Consider the following 3,393-nt stretch of genomic DNA (forward strand, 5'->3'; position numbering starts at 1 on the left):
CGCCGTCTTGCGCGAGCCTTAGCGCAATCGCACGGCCAATCCCATTGGGCGCAGAGGCGCCCGTGATCATTGCAACCTGTCCCGTCAATTCAGCCATAAAAACCCCTATTTCGACGCCGCAGATGACCCGCAAATGTCAGGCGTTCGGTTCACCTCTTATCTAAGTAGCGCGAAATCTCAAACAAGAGCGCGAAGACGCCCCACACCAAATGGGGCGCCTCCTTTGCGTTAAGCCGCTGGCGCGATCACCTCTGCCTCAGGCGCGGCCAATTGCTCACCAATCGCGCGCAGGTTTGCAACCGCTTGGGTAAAGCCAAGACCAAGGCACAGCGCCGCAAGGCCAAGGGCGGCTGTCAAGCCAAACAGGCTGGTGTCAGGCAGGCTCACGATGAAACCGGCCCCGATGAGCGCGATGCCGCCCGCACCAATCGCAGCAAATCCGGTGGCGATAGTGATCGCGCTGATCTGAATGCGCGGGCCATTCACAGGGCAATCGGCCATCATCGCACCAATCCTGAGCAACATGACGCTCAAAGCGACGAGCATGGCAAAGGCGATTGCCGCATAGCTGAGTATGAGAAAAGTCATAGTGTTTTCCTTTCTAGGGTCGAAGTAATTTTGTTGGGTTAAGCAGGGACTGCGCGTGCGAACTTGTGTTCAAAGCTGCGCTCAAAGGCGGGATACAGCAGACCAAAAGTCAGCCCCCATGCAAAAGCAACAGGCGTGCCAACCAACACGTAAAGTCGCAGAAAATCGTCTGCATCCATGCCCAAATCGAGTTGCAAAAGGACCAGTGCAATCGCCGCCACTCCGATCAGATTGACCAAGCTGGCCAGAATGCCGATTTGCCAGGCTTTCACCCCATAGCGCGGGATGAACCACAGCAGCGCGGGGACTCCAAGCGCCAGATATAGTGGGCCACCAAAGGCAATCGCGAAGACGGGAATGAACAACCAAAACCCAAAAAGCGCGACAAGCAACGGAGCGCAGACCAAGGCCAGAGTGAAGGCCAGTGGATGTATGATCTTGGGGCGTAAAACAGGGCGGGGCAGGCGTAGGAAGTTTTTCACGGCATTTCCTTTCTTGCGGTTATTTCTGTAAAGACAGAAATTTTAAGGCAAATTTTTGGATCATTCCTTTGATTTGGGAAGGAAGCGGGCAATCCGCCCCCCCAGTTTGACCAACGTCAGCTGAACCGATCGCGGAATGCGCGCGATGTCTGTGTACCAATCATCAAAGAGCTGCATGGTTTCCAACGTTTCATCAATGCGCGCTCTAATTTTGGCAGGTGTCGCATCGCGTTCAGCGTCCTTTTGAACCTCGCGTAGCGCGGCCAGTGTCGGTGCAAACTCACGTTCGCGGCGCCCTTCGACGACAACTGTCACCAGATCAAACATGTCTCGGACCGATGTAAAATGATCGCGCCGATCCCCGAGCTGGCGTTGGGATTTTACCAATTTCCAAGCCTGAAGTTCTTTGAGCCCGTTAGAGACATTTGAACGTGCGAGGTTCAAGGTGTCGCAAATTTCTTCCGCCGTCATCGGGTCAGGGGAAATGTGAAGCAGCGCATGCACCTGTGCAACAGAGCGGTTTACACCCCATTTTGTACCCATCTCACCCCAGTGAAGGATAAAGTTCTGCATGGCAGGTGTTAGGTTCATGGTATGTCTTTCATTTCTGTCATGAGAGAAATAACAGAAATGACAGTTTTGTCAATGTTCGTGGCGTTTGTCGGATGCTCTCGAAAAAAATAACGCCCGCAAGCAATGCATACGGGCGTCATTTTTGTTTATTAATAGGTGGTTAAAGGCGCGTGCGCTATTTTCCGATCCGCGGCTCAGTGTCCGCGCGCAGCCGTTTGATGTTGTCTTTGTGACGCCAGAAAATCAGGAGCGTCAGAATCACGCCCATCGCAAAACCTTCAGGATAACCAAGGAGGGTCATCCAGAATGTTGATGTCCCCGCCGCAGCAAGAGCCGCCAACGAAGAGATACGTTTGAGCACTGCCATCACCAACCAAGTCGCGCAGCACGCTGCGCCAACTGGGAAGCTGAGTGCAAGCAGGAGACCAAGGAAGGTCGCGACGCCTTTGCCACCCTTAAAACCCAGCCAGACGGGCAAACAATGCCCAAAGAGCGCCATCATGCCAGCCATTTGCGCCGCATCCTCACCCGCCATCGCGCGTGCGATGAGGGCCGCGACTGCGCCCTTTGCCCCATCAAGGATGAGGGTTGCAAGGGCCGCAGGTTTGGACCCCGTGCGCAGCGCATTTGTTGCGCCGATATTGCCAGAACCGATTTGGCGAAGATCGCCAAGGCCCATGGCCTTTGTGATAAGAATTCCAAACGGGATTGAGCCCAGAAGATAGCCAAACGCGGCCCAGATCAGCAGCGCGAAAGCACCTGTTTCGATGACTGGCATTTAGGACCTTTCAAATACTTGGCGACCCGCCACATAGGTTGCGATCACTTTACCCTGCATCTTTGCGCCGTCAAACGGAGTGTTCTTCGATTTACTGTTAAGTTTGAAACGATCCAGAATGAGGGGTGCATCAGGATCAAACAAAACCAGATCAGCAGGGGCACCCACGCTGAGACGCCCAGCTTCAAGGCCGAGACGTTTTGCAGGCGCTAGGCTGAGCGCGCGCCAGAGTGTGGGTAGGTCCATGTGATCATTATGCACAAGACGCATCGCGGCGGGGAGCAGTGTTTCCATCGCAACCGCGCCAGAGGCGGCTTCCTCAAACGGGAGACGTTTGCTTTCCTCGTCTTGCGGCGTGTGCATGGAGGAGATGAGGTCGATGGTGCCCTCGGCCAAAGCTTCGATCACTGCAAGACGATCTTCTTCGGAGCGCAGGGGTGGTTTGACCTTAAAGAAGGTGCGATAGTCCGCGACGTCGAGTTCGTTGAGCGTCAAGTGGTGGATCGATACGCCTGCGGTGATGTCGAGACCATTCGCCTTGGCGCGCTCAAGCGCAGGCAGGGCGCGGGCGGTGGTGATTTGATCGGCGTGATAGCGAACACCGGTCATTTCAATCAACGCGATATCGCGATCAAGACCCATGCGTTCGGCCATGGGCGACACTGCTGGAAGACCACGAAGAGAAGCGAATTTTCCAGAGGTGACGGCAGCACCTTTGCTGAGCGTTGGTTCCTGAACATGGGCGATCACCAGCGCACCGAGACTGCGTGCGTAGGTGAGGGCGCGGCTGTAGACTTTGGTGTCGCGCACCACATGATCGCAATCTGTGAAAGCCACGGCGCCTGCATCCTGCAGAAAGCCGATTTCCGTCATCTCGCGCCCTTCGCGCTCCTTGGTCAGGGCGGCCATCACGAGCACGTTGACGGGCGCGGCTTCGTTGGCGCGGCGGCGGACGAATTCGAGCACTTCGGG

General features: G+C 55.7%; 5 protein-coding genes. All 5 read right to left on the minus strand.

The features are described from left to right. Positions 1–228: 228 nt before the first annotated feature. Positions 229–588: a hypothetical protein gene (locus ABJQ89_RS17665; RefSeq protein ID WP_348497473.1), complete on the minus strand. Its 360-nt coding sequence runs from the start codon at positions 586–588 to the stop codon at positions 229–231. A gap of 38 nt (positions 589–626) precedes the next feature. Further along, positions 627–1,070 (minus strand): hypothetical protein, encoded by a 444-nt coding sequence (locus tag ABJQ89_RS17670; RefSeq protein ID WP_348497474.1) that lies wholly within the window; start codon positions 1,068–1,070, stop codon positions 627–629. A gap of 60 nt (positions 1,071–1,130) precedes the next feature. After that, a complete protein-coding gene (locus ABJQ89_RS17675; protein WP_348497475.1) occupies positions 1,131–1,661 on the minus strand; it encodes a MarR family transcriptional regulator in 531 nt (176 codons plus the stop codon). A gap of 157 nt (positions 1,662–1,818) precedes the next feature. Further along, on the minus strand, positions 1,819–2,421 hold the full coding sequence (plsY, locus tag ABJQ89_RS17680; protein WP_348497476.1) for a glycerol-3-phosphate 1-O-acyltransferase PlsY: 603 nt from the start codon (positions 2,419–2,421) through the stop codon (positions 1,819–1,821). Further along, a partial coding sequence (locus ABJQ89_RS17685; RefSeq protein ID WP_348497477.1) for an amidohydrolase family protein occupies positions 2,422–3,393 on the minus strand: 972 nt, incomplete at its 5' end.

It is taken from the genome of Planktotalea sp. (genome assembly GCF_039984035.1).
In the GTDB taxonomy this organism is placed as follows: domain Bacteria; phylum Pseudomonadota; class Alphaproteobacteria; order Rhodobacterales; family Rhodobacteraceae; genus Planktotalea.

Bases quoted from the DNA above. Each gene is read 5' to 3' on its own strand.
- ABJQ89_RS17665 (WP_348497473.1), bottom strand. From the start codon at position 588: ATGACTTTTCTCATACTCAGCTATGCGGCAATCGCCTTTGCCATGCTC.
- plsY (WP_348497476.1), bottom strand. From the start codon at position 2,421: ATGCCAGTCATCGAAACAGGTGCTTTCGCGCTGCTGATCTGGGCCGCG.
- ABJQ89_RS17675 (WP_348497475.1), bottom strand. From the start codon at position 1,661: ATGAACCTAACACCTGCCATGCAGAACTTTATCCTTCACTGGGGTGAG.